The 19,332-nt window shown below is 67.9% G+C and carries 19 protein-coding genes and 2 tRNA genes; 3 read left to right on the plus strand and 18 right to left on the minus strand.

Annotated features, from left to right (window positions below):
* The first annotated feature begins 24 nt into the window (after nt 1-24).
* Nucleotides 25-2,073 carry a M3 family metallopeptidase gene (locus ASD43_RS13325; RefSeq protein ID WP_056418404.1) on the plus strand — a complete coding sequence of 683 codons (2,049 nt, stop codon included), beginning with the start codon at nt 25-27 and terminating at the stop codon, nt 2,071-2,073.
* Between the two features lie 42 nt (nt 2,074-2,115).
* On the opposite strand, the gene ASD43_RS13330 is transcribed toward ASD43_RS13325, so the two are convergent.
* The 11 genes from ASD43_RS13330 to ASD43_RS13380 form a co-directional block, all read right to left on the minus strand.
* Nucleotides 2,116-2,652 carry an NUDIX hydrolase gene (locus ASD43_RS13330; protein ID WP_082539396.1) on the minus strand — a complete coding sequence of 179 codons (537 nt, stop codon included), beginning with the start codon at nt 2,650-2,652 and terminating at the stop codon, nt 2,116-2,118.
* Complete coding sequence (gene clpX, locus ASD43_RS13335; protein WP_056418408.1) at nt 2,649-3,917, minus strand: ATP-dependent Clp protease ATP-binding subunit ClpX; 1,269 nt, start codon at nt 3,915-3,917, stop codon at nt 2,649-2,651. The genes ASD43_RS13330 and clpX overlap by 4 nt, the downstream gene beginning before the upstream one ends.
* A gap of 171 nt (nt 3,918-4,088) precedes the next feature.
* On the minus strand, nt 4,089-4,940 hold the full coding sequence (locus ASD43_RS13340; protein ID WP_056418410.1) for an aldehyde dehydrogenase family protein: 852 nt from the start codon (nt 4,938-4,940) through the stop codon (nt 4,089-4,091).
* Nucleotides 4,937-6,379 carry an aldehyde dehydrogenase family protein gene (locus ASD43_RS13345; protein WP_056418412.1) on the minus strand — a complete coding sequence of 481 codons (1,443 nt, stop codon included), beginning with the start codon at nt 6,377-6,379 and terminating at the stop codon, nt 4,937-4,939. The genes ASD43_RS13340 and ASD43_RS13345 overlap by 4 nt, the downstream gene beginning before the upstream one ends.
* 10 nt (nt 6,380-6,389) lie before the next feature.
* Entirely contained in the window at nt 6,390-7,391 is a 1,002-nt protein-coding gene (gene deoC, locus ASD43_RS13350; RefSeq protein WP_115760490.1) for a deoxyribose-phosphate aldolase, read from the minus strand.
* Nucleotides 7,388-8,323 carry a sugar-binding transcriptional regulator gene (locus tag ASD43_RS13355; protein ID WP_056418415.1) on the minus strand — a complete coding sequence of 312 codons (936 nt, stop codon included), beginning with the start codon at nt 8,321-8,323 and terminating at the stop codon, nt 7,388-7,390. Before ASD43_RS13355 ends, deoC begins: the two co-directional genes overlap by 4 nt.
* 165 nt (nt 8,324-8,488) lie before the next feature.
* On the minus strand, nt 8,489-9,130 hold the full coding sequence (locus tag ASD43_RS13360; RefSeq protein ID WP_045253790.1) for an ATP-dependent Clp protease proteolytic subunit: 642 nt from the start codon (nt 9,128-9,130) through the stop codon (nt 8,489-8,491).
* Between the two features lie 20 nt (nt 9,131-9,150).
* Entirely contained in the window at nt 9,151-9,747 is a 597-nt protein-coding gene (locus ASD43_RS13365; protein ID WP_056418418.1) for an ATP-dependent Clp protease proteolytic subunit, read from the minus strand.
* Between the two features lie 81 nt (nt 9,748-9,828).
* The gene (locus tag ASD43_RS13370; RefSeq protein ID WP_056418422.1) at nt 9,829-10,326 is read right to left on the minus strand and encodes a tetratricopeptide repeat protein; all 498 of its coding nucleotides are present in this window, start codon (nt 10,324-10,326) and stop codon (nt 9,829-9,831) included.
* Nucleotides 10,327-10,407: 81 nt separating this feature from the next.
* Nucleotides 10,408-11,934, minus strand: coding sequence for a trigger factor (gene tig, locus ASD43_RS13375; RefSeq protein ID WP_056418424.1), 1,527 nt, complete (start codon nt 11,932-11,934; stop codon nt 10,408-10,410).
* Between the two features lie 62 nt (nt 11,935-11,996).
* Nucleotides 11,997-12,070: transfer RNA gene (locus ASD43_RS13380), tRNA-Pro, on the minus strand.
* 109 nt (nt 12,071-12,179) lie between these two features.
* On the opposite strand from ASD43_RS13380, the gene ASD43_RS13385 reads away from it, so the two are divergent.
* Both ASD43_RS13385 and ASD43_RS13390 read left to right on the plus strand, forming a co-directional pair.
* Nucleotides 12,180-12,250 (plus strand) — tRNA-Gly (locus tag ASD43_RS13385).
* A 134-nt stretch (nt 12,251-12,384) separates the two neighbouring features.
* On the plus strand, nt 12,385-13,578 hold the full coding sequence (locus ASD43_RS13390; RefSeq protein ID WP_056418428.1) for a hypothetical protein: 1,194 nt from the start codon (nt 12,385-12,387) through the stop codon (nt 13,576-13,578).
* A gap of 83 nt (nt 13,579-13,661) precedes the next feature.
* Here ASD43_RS13390 and ASD43_RS13395 read toward each other — a convergent pair whose 3' ends face one another.
* From ASD43_RS13395 to whiA, 7 genes are all read right to left on the minus strand, one after another.
* Entirely contained in the window at nt 13,662-14,015 is a 354-nt protein-coding gene (locus tag ASD43_RS13395) for an RNA polymerase-binding protein RbpA (RefSeq protein WP_056418432.1), read from the minus strand.
* Complete coding sequence (secG, locus tag ASD43_RS13400) at nt 14,015-14,263, minus strand: preprotein translocase subunit SecG (protein WP_045253783.1); 249 nt, start codon at nt 14,261-14,263, stop codon at nt 14,015-14,017. The genes ASD43_RS13395 and secG overlap by 1 nt, the downstream gene beginning before the upstream one ends.
* 82 nt (nt 14,264-14,345) lie before the next feature.
* Nucleotides 14,346-15,137 carry a triose-phosphate isomerase gene (gene tpiA / locus ASD43_RS13405; RefSeq protein ID WP_056418435.1) on the minus strand — a complete coding sequence of 264 codons (792 nt, stop codon included), beginning with the start codon at nt 15,135-15,137 and terminating at the stop codon, nt 14,346-14,348.
* Nucleotides 15,128-16,342, minus strand: a complete 1,215-nt coding sequence (locus tag ASD43_RS13410) for a phosphoglycerate kinase (RefSeq protein ID WP_056418438.1) — start codon at nt 16,340-16,342, stop codon at nt 15,128-15,130. Before ASD43_RS13410 ends, tpiA begins: the two co-directional genes overlap by 10 nt.
* Nucleotides 16,343-16,352: 10 nt before the next feature.
* Entirely contained in the window at nt 16,353-17,363 is a 1,011-nt protein-coding gene (gene gap, locus ASD43_RS13415; RefSeq protein WP_056418441.1) for a type I glyceraldehyde-3-phosphate dehydrogenase, read from the minus strand.
* Between the two features lie 115 nt (nt 17,364-17,478).
* Nucleotides 17,479-18,105, minus strand: coding sequence for a superoxide dismutase (locus ASD43_RS13420; RefSeq protein ID WP_045253779.1), 627 nt, complete (start codon nt 18,103-18,105; stop codon nt 17,479-17,481).
* Nucleotides 18,106-18,293: 188 nt separating this feature from the next.
* The gene (whiA, locus tag ASD43_RS13425; protein WP_045253778.1) at nt 18,294-19,271 is read right to left on the minus strand and encodes a DNA-binding protein WhiA; all 978 of its coding nucleotides are present in this window, start codon (nt 19,269-19,271) and stop codon (nt 18,294-18,296) included.
* Nucleotides 19,272-19,332: the final 61 nt, after the last annotated feature.

The raw sequence follows: 19,332 nt of genomic DNA on the forward strand, positions 1-19,332 counted from the left end.
CTCGGTCGTGGCTAGGCTCGGTGGATGACCGACGACTCGAACCCTCTGCTCCAGCCGTCCGCACTCCCCTACGGACTGCCCGACTTCGCCGCGATCCGCGCGGAGCACTATCTGCCCGCGTTCGAGGCGGCGTTCGCCCGGCATCTCGCCGAGATCTCCCGGATCACCATGGTGCGCTCGATGCCGACCTTCGAGAACACCATCGAGGCGCTCGAGCGCTCCGGCGAGCTGCTCGACCGTGTGGCGCATGCGTTCTACACGGTGACGTCGGCAGACGCGACGCCCGAGATCCAGGACATCGATGAGAAGCTCGCACCGCTGATGGCCGCGCATCAGGATGCGATCACCCTCGACTCCGCCCTCTACTGGCGTGTGCAGCAGGTGCACGCGCAGCTCGATCGGCTCGAGCTCGATGATGAGCAGCGGTATCTCGTCGAACGCCATCACAGGGAGATGACGCTCGCGGGGGCGGCGCTCGACGATGAGCACAAGGCACGCCTCACGGCACTGAACCAGCAGCTGTCGACCCTCAACAACACCTTCGAGCGCAATCTGCTGAACGACACCAACGATCTGGCTGTCGTCTTCGACTCGGCCGACGAGCTCGCCGGTCTCAGCTCCGGAGAGCTCTCGGCCGCCCGTCGAGCCGCCGCCGACAGAGACATCGACGGGTACCTCATCGCGCTGCCGCTGTTCACCGGGCACCCGTACCTGGCCCAGCTGCACGATCGCACGACACGGCGGCGCATCCTCGACGCCTCACGAGCCCGAGGCTCACGTGACAACGCTCACGACAACCGCCCCGTGCTGCGTGAGATCGTGCGCCTCCGCGCCGAGCGCGCCGCTCTGCTCGGGTTCTCCTCGCACGCGGCATACGTCACCGCCGATGAGACCGCCGGAACACCGGATGCCGTCGAGGACATGCTCCGTGCGCTCGCCGCCCCCTCCGCCCGCAACGCACGCGCAGAGCAGGTGGAGTTGCAGACGATCGTCGACGAGACCGAGGCCGACCCCTTCACGGTCGAGGCGCACGACTGGGCGTTCTACACCGAGAAGGTCCGCACGGCGAGGTACGACATCGACACGAGTGCGCTGCGACCGTGGTTCGAGGCCGAGCGTGTACTGCAGGACGGCGTCTTCTTCGCCGCTACCCGCCTCTACGGCGTCACCTTCGGCGAGCGGCACGACCTGGTCGCGTACCACCCCGGAGCCCGGGTGTTCGAGGTGCGCAACGCCGACGGGAGCGAGCTCGGTCTGTACGTGCTCGACCTCTACACCCGCGACTCGAAGCGCGGCGGCGCATGGATGAACCCGATCGTCAGCCAGTCACGTCTCCGGGGCACATCGCCGGTCGTGGTCAACAACCTCAACGTCCCGCTCCCCGGCGACGGAGAACCGACCCTGCTGACACTCGACGAGGTCACCACGCTGTTCCACGAGTTCGGGCATGCCCTGCACGGCCTGTTCGCGGTGGTGACGTACCCGCACTTCGCCGGCACGAACGTCTTCCGGGACTTCGTCGAGTTCCCCAGCCAGGTGAACGAGATGTGGATCCTGTGGCCGGAGGTGCTCGACAACTACGCGCGTCATCACGTGACCGGCGAGCCGCTCGATCCGGCCGTCGTGGAGCGCCTGCGTGCCACCGAGACCTTCGATCAGGGCCATGCCACCAGCGAGTACCTCGCCGCGGCCTGGCTCGATCAGGCCTGGCATCGGATCGGAGCGGATGCCGACATCGCGGACGTCGCGGAGTTCGAGGCCGCCGCCCTCGCGGACATCGGTCTCGACAACCCGGTCGTGCCGACCCGCTACTCGTCGACCTACTTCGCGCACGTGTTCTCGGGCGGATACAGCGCCGGGTACTACTCCTACATCTGGAGCGAGGTGCTGGACGCCGACACCGTCGACTGGTTCCGCGAGAACGGCGGGCTCACGCGCGACAACGGCGACCGGTTCCGTGCGCGCCTCCTCGGTGTCGGCGGCTCGAGGGACCCGCTCGCGGCATACCACGACTTCCGCGGCCGTCCCGCGGACATCGCGCCCCTGCTGAAGCGGCGGGGCCTGGAGGCCTGACCGTCCGTCCGTCCGCGGCGGGGTTCCCGTCCGCCGCGGCGCTCAGCGGCCGAGCAGCTCCATCGCCTTGTACCAGGTGAGCTGGTGATAGCTCTGGGCGAGGTGGTCGCCGAGACCGTCAACGGACACGATGTGCACGGCGATCGCCTCGCTGTCGTCGAGCGCCTGGTCCGCGACGCGGACGCACCCGCGCGCGAGGAAGTGATGCACGCGGTTGGTGTGGTTGCCGAAGTTCGCCCACGTGGACCCGAGTCCGACGATCTCGTCCGCCGCGAACCCCGTCTCCTCGCGCAGCTCCCGGGCCGCCGCCTCGATCGGCGTTTCGCCGGCTTCGACGCCTCCCCCGATCGTCCCCACGGCGATGATCCCCGCTCCGTGACGGTATTCCTCGACGACGATCGCGTCGCCGTGCACATCCAGCGCGAGCACCGAGATCCAGTCCCCGTACTCGAGCACGTAATAGGGCGCGATGCGACGGTCCTCCGCATCGCGGCAGTCGTCCGCACGCACACGGATCCAGCGGTCGGCGACGACGGTCTCGCTGTCGACCACCCGCCAGGGAGCGGGAGGCCGGCTCACGCGCTCTTGCGCTTGCGCTCCATCACGATCGTGGGAGGGGCACCCTCGTCGACGGCGGCGCGGGTCACGATGACCTTGGCGACGTCTTCGGCCGACGGGATCTCGAACATGATCGGACCGAGCACGTCTTCGAGGATCGCTCGGAGTCCGCGGGCGCCCGTCTTGCGCTCGACGGCCAGATCGGCGATGGAGCGCAGTGCCTCTTTCTCGAACTCCAGCTCGACGCCGTCGAGCTCGAACATGCGCTGATACTGCTTGACGAGAGCGTTGCGGGGTCCGGTGAGGATGTCGATCAGTGCATCCTGGTCGAGCGGCGAGACGTTGGTGACGACGGGCAGGCGGCCGATGAACTCCGGGATGAGACCGAACTTGTGCAGGTCCTCCGGCAGCACCTCGCTGAAGAGATCGAGGTCCTTGCCCTTGTCGTGCAGGGGGGCGCCGAAACCGATGCCGTGCTTTCCCACGCGGGCCGACACGATGTCCTCGAGGCCGGCGAACGCACCGGCGACGATGAAGAGCACGTTCGAGGTGTCGATCTGCAGGAACTCCTGGTGCGGATGCTTGCGCCCACCCTGCGGCGGCACCGAGGCGACCGTGCCCTCGATGATCTTCAGCAGCGCCTGCTGCACGCCCTCGCCCGAGACGTCACGGGTGATCGAGGGGTTCTCCGCCTTGCGGGCGATCTTGTCGACCTCGTCGATGTAGATGATGCCCTGCTCGGCGCGCTTGACGTCGTAATCCGCCGCCTGGATCAGCTTGAGCAGGATGTTCTCGACATCTTCACCGACGTAGCCGGCCTCGGTGAGTGCGGTGGCATCGGCGACCGCGAACGGCACGTTCAGCCGCTTGGCGAGGGTCTGGGCGAGGTAGGTCTTGCCGCAGCCGGTGGGGCCGATGAGCAGGATGTTGCTCTTCGCGATCTCGATGCTCTCGGCCTTCTGCTCGGCCGACTGCAGCGTGCCGTGGGCACGGATGCGCTTGTAGTGGTTGTAGACGGCGACCGACAGGGCCTTCTTCGCAGGCTCCTGACCGACCACGTACTCCTCGAGGAAGGAGAATATCTCGCGGGGCTTGGGGAGTTCGAAGTCCGCCGTGCCCTCGGCGGAGGACTCCGCCATCCGCTCCTCGATGATCTCGTTGCACAGCTCGACGCACTCGTCGCAGATGTACACACCGGGGCCAGCGATGAGCTGCTGCACCTGCTTCTGACTCTTTCCGCAGAATGAGCACTTGAACAGGTCAGCGCTTTCACCGATACGGGCCATGCGCGTCCTCCTAGGGGGATCCAGAGATCGTCTACTGAGCCTAACCGGTGCACCCGACACCGGGACGCATTGGAGCGTCGGCGCAGATCTCGAGTCCGTATCGACATCGCCACCGGGACGACGAAGGCCCGTCGCGCAGGATCTGCGAGACGGGCCCTGCTGTCGGTCGACTCAGACCATGCTCTTGGTGTGCCAGACCGTCTTCATCTCGGTGAACGCGCCGATCCGCTCGGGCGATGCGGTCACCGGTCCGGGGGTGAGGACGCGCGTCAGCGTCTCGGCGGCGGCGATCTGCATGTCGATCCAGTCGAGATCACCGGCCCCGGCCAGGTCGAGAGCGTTCACGTCCTGGTGCGAGGCGAGCCACGGCGCCATCTCGGCGGGAGACCCCGTGAGCACGTTCACCACTCCCCCGGGCACGTCGCTCGTCGCGAGCACCTCCGCCAGGCTGATCGCGGAGAGCGGATGCCGCTCGCTCGCGATCACGACGACCGTGTTGCCCGCGACGAGGGCGGGTGCCACGACCGACACGAGTCCGAGGAGCGCCGAGTCCTGCGGCGCCACGATCGCGACGACACCGGTCGGCTCGGGGACCGAGATGTTGAAGTACGGTCCGGAGACAGGGTTCGCGTTGCCGGCGACCTGCGCGTACTTGTCGCACCACCCGGCATACCAGACCCAGAGGTCGATCGCCTCGTCGACCTGGGCGGCGGCGGCCGATGCCGACACCCCCTCCTGCGCGGTGATCTCGTCGATGAACTGCGCGCGGCGACCCTCGAGCACCTCGGCGACCCGGTAGAGCACCTGTCCGCGGTTGTAGGCGGTCGCTCCCGACCAGCCCTTGACCGCGGAGCGGGCGGCGACGACCGCGTCGCGCGCATCCTTGCGGGACCCCTGGGCGGCGTTCGCGAGGAACGCGCCCTTGGCCGAGAGCACCTCGTAGGTGCGCCCCGACTCGCTGCGCGGGAAGGCTCCGCCGATGGCGAGCTTGTACGTCTTCGGAACACTGAGTCGCTTGCTCATGCTGCGGATCCCTTCAGGTAGGCGGTGAGGCCCTGTCGTCCGCCCTCGCGGCCGTATCCGGACTCCTTGTAGCCGCCGAACGGGCTCGACGGGTCGAATCGGTTGAACGTGTTGGCCCAGATCACGCCCGCACGCAGGCGGTCGGCGACCGCGAGGATGCGCGAGCCCTTGTCCGACCAGATGCCCGCCGACAGGCCGTACGGCGTGTTGTTGGCCTTCGCGATCGCCTCCGCGGGGGTGCGGAAGGTCAGCACCGACAGCACGGGGCCGAACACCTCGTCGCGGGCGATCCGGTGCGAGGCCTCGACACCGGTGAAGATCGTCGGAGCGAACCAGAACCCCTTGTCGGGAATCGCGCAGTCCGCCGTCCAGCGCTCCGCGCCCTCGGCCTCGCCGATGTCGCTGAGCTCGCGGATGCGGGCGAGCTGCGCCGCCGAGTTGATCGCGCCGATGTCGGTGTTCTTGTCGAGCGGGTCGCCGAGACGCAGCGTCGAGAGGCGGTTCTTCAGCCGATCGATGACCTCGTCGTGGATCGACTCCTGCACGAGCAGACGGCTTCCGGCGCAGCAGACATGCCCCTGGTTGAAGAAGATGCCGTTGACGATGCCCTCGACCGCCTGGTCGATGGGCGCGTCGTCGAACACGATGTTCGCGGCCTTGCCACCGAGCTCGAGCGTGAGCTTCTTGTTCGTTCCCGCGACGGCCCGCGCGATGTCACGGCCCACTCCGGTCGAGCCGGTGAACGCGACCTTGTCGACATCCGGGTGGCGCACGAGAGTGGCACCCGTGGCACCGGCGCCCGTGATGATGTTGACCACACCCGCCGGCAGGTCCGCCTGCTGCAGGATCTCCGCGAAGATGAGCGCGGTGAGCGGCGTCGTCTCTGCAGGCTTGAGCACGACCGTGTTGCCGGCCGCGAGAGCGGGGGCGACCTTCCACGCCAGCATCAGCAGCGGGAAGTTCCACGGGATGATCTGCCCCGCGACGCCGAGCGCACGGGGGTCCGCACCGAGGCCCGCGTGGTCGAGCTTGTCCGCCCAGCCCGCGTAGTAGAAGAACCACGATGCGACGAGGGGCACGTCGACGTCGCGGCTCTCCTTGATCGGCTTGCCGTTGTCGAGGCTCTCGGCGACCGCGAGCTCGCGAGCGCGCTCCTGCACGAGACGGGCGATGCGGAACAGGTACTTGCCCCGATCGCGACCGCTCATCTTCGACCAGGTCCTGTCGTATGCACGACGGGCGGCGGCCACGGCGCGGTCGACGTCCTCATCGGAGGCCGAGGCGATCTCCGCGATGCGGCTCTCGTCGGCGGGTGAGATGGTGGTGAAGCTCGAGCCCGAGCCGTCGACGAACTCGCCGTCGATGAACAGCCCGTAGCTGTCCTTGAGGTTCAGGACTGACTTCGACTCCGGTGCCGGAGCGTATTCCAGGAATGACATATGAGGGTTCCTAGTCGATCGTGACGTAGTCGGGGCCGGAGTAGTGTCCGGTGGTGAGCTTCTGGCGCTGCAGCAGTACGTCGTTCAGAAGGCTGGAGGCGCCGAAGCGGAACAGGTGCGGCTGGAGCCACTCCTCGCCCACGGTCTCGGCGACGGTGACGAGATACTTCACCGCGTCCTTCGAGGCACGGATCCCGCCGGCGGGCTTGACCCCGATGCGCTCCCCCGTGCCGCGATGCCAGTCGCGCACGGTCTCGAGCATGAGCAGCGTGGTGGGAAGAGTGGCGGCGGGCTGCACCTTGCCGGTCGACGTCTTGATGAAGTCCCCACCGGCCAGGATGCCGAGCCACGATGCCCGCTTGATGTTGTCGTACGTGTTGAGCTCGCCCGTCTCGAGGATGACCTTGAGTGAGGCGTAGGAGCCGTCGGCCCGGCGGCACGCCTCCTTGACCTGTGCGATCTGGTCGTAGACGAGACCGTAGCGGCCCGACAGGAACGCACCCCGGTCGATCACCATGTCGATCTCGTCCGCCCCGGCGGCCACGGCCTCGGCGGTGTCCGCCAGCTTGATCGCCAGCGACGACCGTCCGCTCGGGAACGCCGTGGCCACGGCGGCCACCGAGATCAGCCCGTCGTCGGGGTCGCCATGCAGGTCGCCGAGAGCTGCGACGGCGTCGCCCACCATGTCGCCGTACACGCACACGGCGGCGACCCTGGGGGTCGACGGATCCGCGGCATCCGGGTTCTTCGCCTTGGCGACCAGCGAGCGCACCTTGCCCGGCGTGTCCGAGCCCTCGAGGGTCGTGAGGTCGATCAGCTTGATGATCGTGTCCAGCGCCCACGCCTTGGAGGTGGTCTTGATGGACCGCGTTCCGAGGCCCGCGGCGCGCTGCTCGAGTCCCACGGCGTCGACGCCGGGGAGGCCGTGCAGGAATCTGCGGAGCGTGGCGTCGTCCGGCTCACCGCCGAGGACGTCCACCGCCGCTCTGCGGCTGAGTTCTTGGGTCGTCACTGTTCCTCCAACAATGCTCGTGCTGTGGTCTCATCGGTCACGAGGACGCTGCACAGGCCGCTGGAGACGACCGTGCGTGCGATGTCGTGCTTGGCGTCACCGGCGGTGACGAAGATCGAGCGCTCGGCTCCGCGGAGCCGGCTGAGCTCCACCCCGACCGTGCGGGCGTCGAGCTGCGGGTCGACGACGTTGCCGTCGGCGTCGATGTACCGCCCGAGCACATCGCCCACGGCGCCGCGGCGCGCGAGCTCCTCGACGTCGGATGCCGTGAGGTAGCCGTTCTCGACGTGGGCGGAGGTGGCGTCGCAGGGCCCTGCGGTGAACAGGAACGCCTGGGCCTCTGCGGCCTCCTCGAGAACCGCCGCGACGGTGCGGTCGGATTCGATGGCCTGCTTGGTCTCGACCCGTTCGAGGATCGCGGGGCTCGGGAGCAGCGAGACGTGTCCGGATGCGCGCTGGGCGATCGTCACGGCGAGGCCCGCAGCCCCGCCGGATCGCCGGTTCAGGCTCACTCCTCCGTTGAGCTGCACGACGGTCACCCCGGTGGCCCACCCTTCCGGCAGCGCTTCGGCGACCGCACGAAGCGTGCGTCCCCAGCTGACGCCGAGCGTGCGGGGAACGGGGCGCATCGCGGTGAGGAAGTCGGCCGCGGCCTGGGCGACCCTCTCGAGCGTGCCGTCATCGCCGTCGGGCGCGGGCACCACGATGGCCGCAGCCAGCCCGTGTCGCTCGACGAGCTGACGCTCGAGTCCGAGCCGCCGGGCGCGGGGATGCACGATCTCGATGCGGACGATGCCGCGCTCGCGAGCCTGGGTGAGCAGACGGCCCACCTTCCACCGCGAGAGGCCGAGGAGGGCGCCGATCTCGTCCTGCGTCTTGTCCTCGTCGTAGTAGAGCTCTGCGACGCGGACCATGGTCAGTTCGTCTTCCACGGCATCCTCCTTCCCGCTCCAGTCTATGACCGGAACACCGTTCGCGCACCCTCCTGCTCACATGAGCAAAGACCGTCGGTCGGCGCGCGCATCCGTCGAGCCGGGGGCCGAATACGACGAAGGGACGCCGACCCGAAGGCCGACGTCCCTGTCCGATCGCAGTGATCAGGCGCGCTTGCGCGAGGTGAGCACCTGGTCGACGATGCCGTAGTCGAGCGCCTCGGCGGCCGAGAGGATCTTGTCGCGATCGATGTCGCGGTTGACCTGCTCGACGGGCTTGCCGGTGTGGCGAGCCATGGTCTCCTCGAGCCAGGTGCGCATCCGGAGGATCTCCGCGGCCTGGATCTCGATGTCGGAGGCCTGACCGTGCCCGGCCTCGCCCATCGCCGGCTGGTGCATGAGCACGCGGGCGTTGGGCAGTGCGAGACGCTTGCCGGGGTGACCGCCCGCGAGCAGCACGGAGGCGGCCGACGCCGCCTGACCGAGCACGACCGTCTGGATCTGCGGCGCGACGTACTGCATCGTGTCGTAGATCGCGGTCATCGCGGTGAACGAACCACCGGGCGAGTTGATGTACATCGTGATGTCACGCTCGGAGTCCTGGCTCTCCAGAACGAGCAGCTGGGCCATCACGTCGTCGGCCGATGCGTCGTCGACCTGCACGCCGAGGAAGATCACGCGGTCTTCGAACAGCTTGTTGTAGGGGTCCTGACGCTTGAAGCCGTAGGCCGTGCGCTCCTCGAACTGAGGAAGCACGTAGCGGCTGGAAGGCAGGTCGCCGGCAGAGCGGAAGGTGGGTGAGTACATGAGAGTCCTTTCGCTTTCCGTTACTTGATGTCCTGGTCGGTTCCGCCGCCGCCGATGACGTCGGTGGCCGAGTCGCGGATGTGGTCGACGAAGCCGTACTCCAGCGCCTCGTCGGCGGTGAACCAGCGGTCGCGGTCACCGTCGGCATTGATCTGCTCGACCGACTTGCCGGTCTGCGCCGCGGTGATCTCGGCGAGGCGGTTCTTCATCGACGTGATCAGCTGGGCCTGCGTCTGGATGTCGCTCGACGTTCCGCCGAAGCCACCGTGCGGCTGGTGCAGCAGCACGCGGGCGTTCGGGGTGATGTATCGCTTGCCCTTGGTGCCCGCGGTCAGCAGCAGCTGTCCCATGGACGCCGCCATGCCGATGCCGACCGTGACGATGTCGTTCGGGACGAACTGCATCGTGTCGTAGATCGCCATGCCGGCGGTGATCGACCCACCGGGCGAGTTGATGTAGAGGTAGATGTCCTTGTCGGAGTCTTCCGCGGCGAGAAGGAGGATCTTCGCGCAGATCTCATTGGCGTTCTCGTCGCGCACCTCCGATCCCAGCCAGATGATGCGGTCCTTCAACAGTCTGTCGAAGACGCTCGTAGCGAGGAGGGGTTCTGCAGCCATGTCAGCTCCTGATTCCGTGTTTCAGTGATTCGAATCTACCGGCGACGACGCAGCGCCCAGGCCGTGTTCGCCGTCGGCATATCAGCCGTCGAGCTCGGCGATCTCGTGGGCGTACGCGGTCATCGAGCGGTGGTAGCGCGGGAGATGCGGGACCAGCGCGAGCAGGGCCACCGAAAGACCCTGCGCGGGACGACCCGCACTCGCCAGGATCAGCGCGTGCACGGTCGCCACCGCGTCCCGATACGGGCCGTCCGCAGAGAGCTCCTCCTCGGCGCGGATGACGGCGAGAGCGTCGTCGTACTCGCCGAGGTTGCGCAGCGAACTCGCCAGCTGGATGACGCACTGCGGGCGGTGCTCCTCGTCGAGCCCCAGTGCCAGCGCACGCCGGTACAGCTCGACGGCCTCGGCGGGGCGGCCGGCGGAGTCGCGGGCACCGGCGCGTTCGAACTCGGCGCGCGCATCGCCACTCCCCCGCTCGGCGGCGAGGGCGTCGATCCTCGCGATCGTGTCGTCCCCGACCTCATCCCCGGAGGCGTCGGCCCACACCTCGTCGATCCGTTCGTCCCAGCTCTTCTCCATGCCGTGCTCCTTCGGTGCGTCGTGCGACGAGAAAGGGGCGGATGCCGCAGCATCCGCCCCTCTCATCGAGATCGTGTTCGATCACTCAGCCTTGTCGGCAGCCTTCTTGGCCGGAGCCTTTTTGGCGGCGGGCTTCTTCGCGGCGGGCTTCTCAGCCGCCTCGGCGTCGTCGGCCTTCTTCGCAGGGGCCTTCTTCGCAGCAGGCTTCTTCGCAGCGGGCTTCTCAGCCGCCTCGGCGTCGTCAGCCTTCTTCGCAGGGGCCTTCTTCGCAGCAGCCTTCTTGGCGGGCTTCTCCTCAGCCGCAGCCTCGGACTCGTCCGCTGCCTCGTCGTCGGTCACGACGAAGTCGGACAGGTCAACGGGCTTGCCGTTGGTGTCGACGACCTTGACCTTGCCGAGCGCGATCGCGAGAGCCTTGTTACGGGCGACCTCGCCGACGAGCGCCGGGAGCTGGTTCGACGACTGCAGCGCCTCGACGAACTCCTGCGGAGCCATGCCGTACTGCGACGCGGACTGGATGAGGTACTGCGAGAGCTCCTCCTGCGAGACCTGCACGTCGGCCTGCTCGGCGATCGTGTCGAGGAGCACCTGCGTGCGGAACTGCTTCTCGCTGGCCTCGGTCACCTCGGCGCGGTGCACGTCGTCGTCGAGACGGCTCTCGCCCTCGAGGTGGTTGTGCACCTCGTCCTCGATGAGCTTCGGCGGCACCGGGATGTCGATCTGCTCGAGCAGCGTCTCGACGAGCTTGTCGCGCGCCGCGGAGCCCTGGGTGAAGACGCCCTGCTGCGACACGCGCTCGACGAGGCTCGCACGGAGCTCGGCGATCGTGTCGAACTCGCTGGCGATCTGCGCGAAGTCGTCGTCGGCCTCGGGGAGCTCGCGCTCCTTGACGGCCTTGACCGACACCGAGACCTCGGCCTCGGAACCGGCGTGGTCGCCGCCGACGAGTGCCGAACGGAAAGTCGTGTCCTCACCGGCGGTGAGCGACTCGATCGCGTCGTCGATGCCCTCGAGCAGCTCGCCCGAGCCGACCTCGTAGGACACACCCTCGGCGCGGTCGATCTCGGCGCCGTCGATGGTGGCGACGAGGTCGAGCTCGACGAAGTCGCCCTTGGCTGCCGGGCGGTCGACGGGAACGAGCGTGCCGAAGCGGGCACGGAGGTTCTCGACCTCTGCATCGATCGCGGCCTCATCGGCCTCGATCGCGTCGACGGTCAGGGTGATGCCGTCGTACGCGGGGATCTCGATCTCCGGACGGACGTCGACCTCGATGTCCACGAGCAGGTCGCCCGAGAAGTCCTTCTCGTTCGGCCACTGCGTGATGTCGGCGGCCGGACGGCCGACGACACGGAGCTTGTGCTCGACGGTCGCCTCGCGGAAGAACTTGTCGAGGCCCTCGTTGACCGCGTGCTCGATGACCGCGCCGCGCCCGATGCGCTGGTCGATGATCGGAGCCGGGACCTTGCCCTTGCGGAAGCCGGGGATCTGGACGTCCTGAGCGATGTGCTCGTAGGCGTGCGCGATGCTGGGCTTGAGGTCGTCGGGGGTGACCGTGATGCTGAGCTTGACCCGGGTCGGGGTCAGCTTCTCGACGGTGCTGTTCGCCATTCTGGTGTGCTCTCCTTGTGATTTCCGCGCTGAATCGCGGCTGTCAGGCCGTTGAAGCCGTGTCGGGGCGACAGGAGTTGAACCTGCGACCTCCCGCTCCCAAAGCGGGCGCTCTACCAAACTGAGCTACGCCCCGGGGAATCCGCATGCAGATTCAGCCCCACCGAGTCTAACGGACACGAGCACTCCCGTCAGTCCGCTATGATCGATGAGTCGGCATGCACCGCGAGGAACCTGCTGACAACGGGGCTGTAGCTTAGTGGTAAAGCCTCTGTCTTCCAAACAGATGATGCGAGTTCGATTCTCGTCAGCCCCTCACTCCGAAGGCCCCCGCAGAGATGCGGGGGCCTTCGACGTTCCCGCGGTGGCCGCACGTCTCGCAGCCGCGTATCCTTCAGGCAGAGTCGACGGTGTCGAGGAACGCGGGCTCCGACCGGAGGTCCCGCACGAATGACTCCCCTCACCGCCCCCGACCCCGGTGGTCATCTCCTCCCTGCCCACCTCGCCGGCCCCGTGCCGACGGCGCGTCGCCGCAGACCACGCCGCGGGGTCGTCCTCGCTCTTCTGGGTGCACTCATCGTCGTCGGCGGGCTGGGCGGGCTGCAGCTCACCGCGAGCCTGGGCTACGACGATTCGCGCGCCCAGTTCGCGCAGGCTCTCGACACCGCCGAAGGACGAGCGGCCGAGATCCGTCGGACGACCGACGAGCTGATCTCGATCACGGACGCGGCGAGTCAGCTCGTCGAGCTCGATTCAGGGATGCTCACGGATCCGCAGACGAAGGAGCAGCTCGCCGCCTCCGTGGCGTCCGCGAGCGAGACCACGTCGACCACCGGGGAGCTCCTCGACGAGGACCTTCCGGATGCCGAGGCGAAGCCCGTGACCTTCTGGGACCTCTTCGCGGCGTCCACCGCTCTGCGCACCGACGCGGAGGTCCTCGAGAGGCTCGACACGGAGCTGGCCGACGAGTCCCCCGCCCTCGACGCCGCATCATCGGATCTCATGGAGTCGGGTCTCGCGTTCCTCGGGTCCGCGGCCGACGCGGCCGCCCCGTTCGAGGCGGCGCACATCTCGGCGAAGAACGACGATGTGATCGCGCTGCGGAACGCCGCAGCGTCGGTGTCAGAGGTCACCGCCCTGGATGAGGGAAGCGTGAGCAGCTTCACCGCCCTGCAGGATGCCGCAGCACAGGTCGTCACCTCCGAGAACGCAGAGCTCGCGGAGAAGGCGGGCCCGCTTCAGGGGGTCCGGCTCGAGGTCGAGGCCTTCGCGCGCTCGCTGGCACCGGGCGTGCTGATCGAGTTCGACTGGAGCCCGGTCGTCAACGGCGCGGGGTACGGCGGCAGCATGGGCGGGCTGACGACCTGGTGGTGGGACGAACCCGATCGTGCGCTGATCGAGCTCTCGGACTCGGTGGCCGCGCAGTGGCCCGCCGAGCGCAGCAGGGCTCTCGTCGCGCACGAGGTCGGTCACGCGATCAGCGTGAAGTGCGAGGGCATGTACGACGCATCCACCCAGGACAGCATCGAGAAGTGGGCGACCGCGTGGGCGATCGGCATGGGGTTCTCCGACGACGCGAACGGCGTCTCGGCGTACGGCTACCCGCCGCAGTCCTACATCGACGCCGCCCTGGCCTGTCGCTGATCGCCGCTGCCTGCGCACCGTCAGGATACGAAGAAGCCGCCGCGATCGGATCGCGGCGGCTTCTTCGTATGATCAGGTCGAGGTCACTGACCCCGACGCTCGCGCAGCTGCGTGAGCGCGTCCTCGAGAAGCTGGACCGCCTCTTCGTCGGTACGGCGCTCCTTCACGTAGGCGAGGTGCGTCTTGTAGGGCTCCGGCTTCGCGAGCGCGGGCGGGTTCGCCTTGTCGCGACCGGCCGGCAGACCGGACTGCGGGTGGTCGATCGTCTCGGGGATCTCCTCTTCGGGAAGCCCCGCTGCGAAGAACCGCACGGTCTCGTTGCCGAGACCGTCCCAGTAGGACACGCGGATGCGATCTGCGTGATACCCGTGATCCTGCTCGCCCATCGGGCCGGAACCGACACGGGTCCCTCGGATCGCGTTGCCGCCAGTAGCCATCAGATTACCTCGAACTTCGTGATGAGACCGAGCGCGACGATCGCCACGAACCACGCGAGAGCGAGGATGACCGTGAAGCGGTTGAGGTTGCGCTCTGCGAGACCCGACGACCCGACGGCCGACGACATGCCGCCGCCGAACATGTCCGACAGGCCGCCGCCGCGACCCTTGTGGAGCAGGATGAGGAGAGTCAGCAGGACGCTGGTGATACCCAGCACCACCTGCAGGACGAACTCGAGAATATCCACGAGGAGAGAGCCTTTCGCTGGGGCAGGTCTGCCCCGGTAACGGTCAAGTATACGGTGTGGCGGGGCCGCAGCCCCGCCACACTCACACGCCTACGTGCTTCTCGAAGCGGATGATCGCGGCGAATTCGTCGACCACGAGGCTCGCGCCTCCGACGAGTGCACCATCGACATCGGGCTCACGCATGAAGCTGGCGATGTTCGCTGCCTTGACCGATCCGCCGTAGAGGATGCGGGTGCGCGCGGCAGCGTCGTCTCCCAGCACCGTGGCGATGACGGTGCGCAGCGCGGCGCAGACGTCCTGCGCCTGCTGCGGCGTCGCCGCCTGTCCCGAGCCGATGGCCCAGACCGGCTCGTACGCCACGACGATGTCCGCATCCTTGGGCAGCCCGCGCAGTGCGACCTCGAGCTGACCGGCCGGCACCGCGCTGGCGCCGAACTTCTCCAGGTCCTCCGCCGTCTCGCCCACGCAGATGACGGGCGAGAGTCCGTTCTTCAGCGCGGCCTTCGTCTTCGCGGCGACGATCTCGTCGGACTCGGCGTGATACTCGCGGCGCTCCGAGTGCCCGATGATCACGTACTTCGTGTCGAGCTTCGCGAGGAATGCGCCGGACACCTCGCCGGTGTAGGCACCGGAGTCGTGCGCCGAGATGTCCTGCGCGCCGAGGGCGAACGGGATCTTGTCGGCGTCGATCAGCGTCTGCACGCTGCGGATGTCGGTGAAGGGCGGGAACACCGCGACCTCGACCGAGCCGTCCTCGTGCTTGGCGTCCTTGAGCGTCCAGTGCAGCTTCTGCACGAAGGCGACCGCCTGCAGGTGGTCGAGGTTCATCTTCCAGTTTCCCGCGATCAGCGGGGTACGGCTGTTCACACCCATCCGAGCACCTCCAGGCCGGGTAGTTTCTTGCCCTCGAGGAACTCGAGGCTGGCGCCGCCACCGGTCGAGATGTGACCGAACTGGTCGTCGGTGAAGCCGAGCTGACGAACGGCCGCGGCCGAATCGCCGCCGCCGACGACGCTGAGGCCGTCGACCTCGGTGAGCGACTGCGCGACGGCTTTGGTGCCGCCCGCGAACGCCGGGAACTCGAACACGCCCATCGGGCCGTTCCAGAACACGGTCTTGGACCCGCGGATCACGTCGGCGAACCGCGCGGCGGTCTCCGGACCGATGTCGAGGCCGATGCCGGAGGCGCCGAACGCGGTGCTCTCGATGGCATCGGCAGCCGTCACCTCGTGCTCGGCGTCGGCCGAGAACGAGGAGGCGACGACGACGTCGGTGGGGAGCACGAGCTCCACGCCGCGCTCCTTCGCCTCCGCGATGTATCCGCGCACGGTGTCGAGCTGATCCTCTTCGAGGAGGCTGGAGGCCACGGCGTGGCCCTGCGCCTTCAGGAAGGTGAACAGCATCCCGCCACCGACGAGGATGCGATCCACGCGAGGCAGCAGATGCGAGATCACTCCGAGCTTGTCGCTCACCTTCGATCCGCCGAGCACGACCGCGTACGGGCGCTCCGGGTTCTCGGTGAGACGATCCAGCACGTCGAGCTCGGTCGCGATGAGGAGTCCGGCTGCCGAGGGCAGCAGCTCGGCGAGGTCGTAGACGCTCGCCTGCTTGCGGTGGACCACGCCGAATCCGTCGGAGACCAGAACATCGCCGAGCTCGGCGAGCTGGGCCGCGAAGTCACCGCGCTCCGCGTCGTCCTTCGAGGTCTCCCCCGGGTTGAAGCGCAGGTTCTCGATGACGACGACGCCGCCGTCCTCGAGCGAGGAGACGGCCTCGTGCGCGGACTCGCCGACGGTGTCGCGCGCGAACGCGACCGGCTTGCCGAGCAGCTCGGACAGCCGCTGGGCGACCGGGGCGAGGCTGTACTGGGGGTCGGGCGCCCCGTCGGGGCGTCCGAGGTGCGAGCACACGACCACGCGGGCACCCGCGTTGATCAGTGCGTTGAGGGTAGGCAGCGAGGCGCGGACACGGCCATCGTCCGTGATGATCCCGTCCCGGAGCGGGACGTTGAGATCACAACGGACGATGACGCGCGTGCCCTCGAGCGAACCCAGTGAATCCAGGGTGCGCAGAGTCATGGGAGGTGTCTCAGAGACGCTCTGCCACGTACTCGGTCAGGTCGACGAGACGGTTGGAGTAGCCCCACTCGTTGTCGTACCAGCTGGAGACCTTGACCAGGTTGCCGCTGACGTTGGTCAGCGTCGAGTCGAAGATCGACGAGTGCGGGTTGTGCACGATGTCGCTCGAGACGATCTGGTCTTCGTTGTACTGCAGGAAGCCGGCGAGACGGCCGTCGGCCGCAGCCTTCTTGTACGCCTCGTTGACCTCGTCGACCGTGAGGTTCTCGCGGTCGGTGATCAGCGTCAGGTCGACGATCGAACCGGTGGGAACCGGAACGCGGTACGACGAGCCGCTGAGCTTGCCCTGCAGCTCGGGAAGGACCTCGCCGATGGCCTTCGCCGCGCCGGTCGAGGCCGGGGTGATGTTGATCGCTGCGGCACGTGCGCGACGCAGGTCGCTGTGCGGGCCGTCCTGGAGGTTCTGGTCGGCCGTGTAGGCGTGAGCGGTCATCATGAAGCCGCGGTCGATGCCGAACGCGTCGTTGAAGACCTGCGCCAGCGGGGCGAGGCAGTTGGTGGTGCACGACGCGTTGGAGATGATGTGATGCGTCTCCGGGTTGTACGTGTCCTCGTTCACGCCCATGACGAACGTGCCGTCGACGCCGGTGCCCGGAGCCGAGATGAGGACCTTCTTCGCGCCGGCCTCGATGTGCTTCTTGGCCAGGTCCGCCTTGGTGAAGAAGCCGGTCGACTCGATGACGATGTCGACGCCCAGCTCACCCCAGGGGAGGTTGGCGGGGTCGCGCTCCGCGAACGCCTTGATGGCCTTGCCGTTGACCGTGATGCTCTCGTCGTCGAAGCTGATGTCAGCATCGAGGACGCCACCGACGGAGTCGTACTTCAGAAGGTGGGCAAGGGTCTTGTTATCGGTGAGGTCGTTGACCGCGACGATCTCGATGTCCGCTCCCTGCGCGAGAGCCGCGCGGAAGTAGTTGCGCCCGATACGGCCGAAGCCGTTGATACCGATCTTGACAGACACTCAGGTCTCCCTGTTTCTCGTGCGCGGTGCGCGGCAAAAGTGCGTACGCGATGCGCGGGGTTTTTTGGCTGAGATGGCGTCCCGACGAGACAAGGCCCGTCGGGACGCGACCCGATTACGACAGTACCAGCAGGCCGTTCGTCTTCTCGCGGGCCACCTCGAGGCGCTGAGCGACGTTCTCCCAGTTCGCGATGTTCCACGCGGCCTTGACGTAGTCGGCCTTGACGTTCAGGTAGTCGAGGTAGAAGGCGTGCTCCCACATGTCGAGCTGGAACAGCGGCACCGTGCCCTGCGCGGTGTTCGACTGCTGGTCGAACAGCTGCTGGATGATCAGTCGCTGACCGATCGAGTCCCAGCTGAGCACCGACCAGCCCGAGCCCTGGATGCCGAGCGCGTTGGCGGTGAAGTGCGCCTGGAACTTCTCGAAGGAGCCGAAGAACTCGTCGATCGCCGCCTTCAGCTCGCCCTCGGGCTCGCCGCCGCCGTTCGGGGAGAGGTTCGTCCAGAAGATGGAGTGGTTGACGTGACCGCCGAGGTTGAACGCGAGGTCCTTCTCGAGCTTGTTCACGTTCGCGAGGTTTCCGCTCTCGCGCGCCTCGGCGAGACCCTCGAGTGCCGTGTTCGCGCCGGCGACGTAGGTCGCGTGGTGCTTGTCATGGTGCAGCTCCATGATCTTGCCGCTGATGTGCGGCTCGAGGGCTGCGAAGTCGTAGGGAAGGTCGGGGAGCGTGTATGTCGCCATGTCGCTTTCATCCAATCCGCGCCGCGCCGCGGCGCTTGCCGGTCCTCCGCGCCGCCGATGTGCGGCGTGGAGCGGACGTAACTCATCCTACCGACGACAACGCTCGAGTGTCCCGGATCCTTCCGTCGGATGACGACACGAGGCGACCCCGAACGGGGTCGCCTCGTGTGTGTCAGAACCGACTGGCGTCAGACGTCCAGCCCTGCGGGCACGGCCGCCTCGGTGCCCGGGATGCCCTCCTGCTGCGCGCGCTTGTCGGCCATCGCGAGCAGACGACGGATGCGACCGGCCACGGCGTCCTTGGTCATCGGCGGATCGGCGTGGTGGCCCAGCTCGTCGAGGCTCGCGTCGCGGTGTGCGAGACGCAGCTCACCGGCGACCTTCAGATGGTCGGGCACCTCGTCGGCGAGGATCTCGAGCGCGCGCTCCACGCGCGCGCACGCCGCGACCGCCGCCTGAGCCGAGCGTCGCAGGTTCGCGTCGTCGAAGTTGACGAGGCGGTTCACGCCCGCGCGCACTTCGCGCCGCTGGCGCATCTCCTCCCACGTCACCGCGGTCTTCTGCGCCCCCATCTCACTGAGGATGGTGCGGATCGCCTCGCCCTCGCGCACGACCACCCGCGGCATGCCGCGGACCTCTCGAGCCTTGGCGGCAACGCCCAGCCGGTGTGCGGCACCGACCAGGGCCATCGCCGCCTCGGACGACGGGCACGCCACCTCGAGCATGGCCGACCTGCCGGGCTCGCTGAGCGTTCCGGCGGCGAGGAAGGCGCCGCGCCACAGGCCGGCGATCTCGGCACGAGATCCGGTCGTCAGCCGATTGGGCAGCCCGCGGACGGGGCGGCGACGCTGGTCGAGCAGTCCCGTCTGACGGGCGAGGGTCTCACCCGAGGCGATCACCCGGACGGCCCAGCGGGCGCCGTCGTTGGACGTGCTCGACTGCACCTGGGCGATCTCCGGCCGGACACCGTAGATCTCGGCGAGATCGCGAGCGACACGCTGCGCGAGGATCTCGGCATCCACCTCGGCCTCGACGGCGACCCGCCCGGCGATGGAATGCAGTCCGCCGGCGAACCGGAGGATCGATGTGACCTCCGCGACGCGCACCGTCGGGGGTGCATTACGGATGCTGACCAGCTCAGCCTTGACGTCGGTCGTTAGTGCCACGACACTCCTCTACGCTCACGCGCCGGATCGCGGCGCAAACCTCCAGCCTACTCTGACGGAG

Source organism: Microbacterium sp. Root553 (assembly GCF_001426995.1).
Lineage (GTDB): Bacteria > Actinomycetota > Actinomycetes > Actinomycetales > Microbacteriaceae > Microbacterium.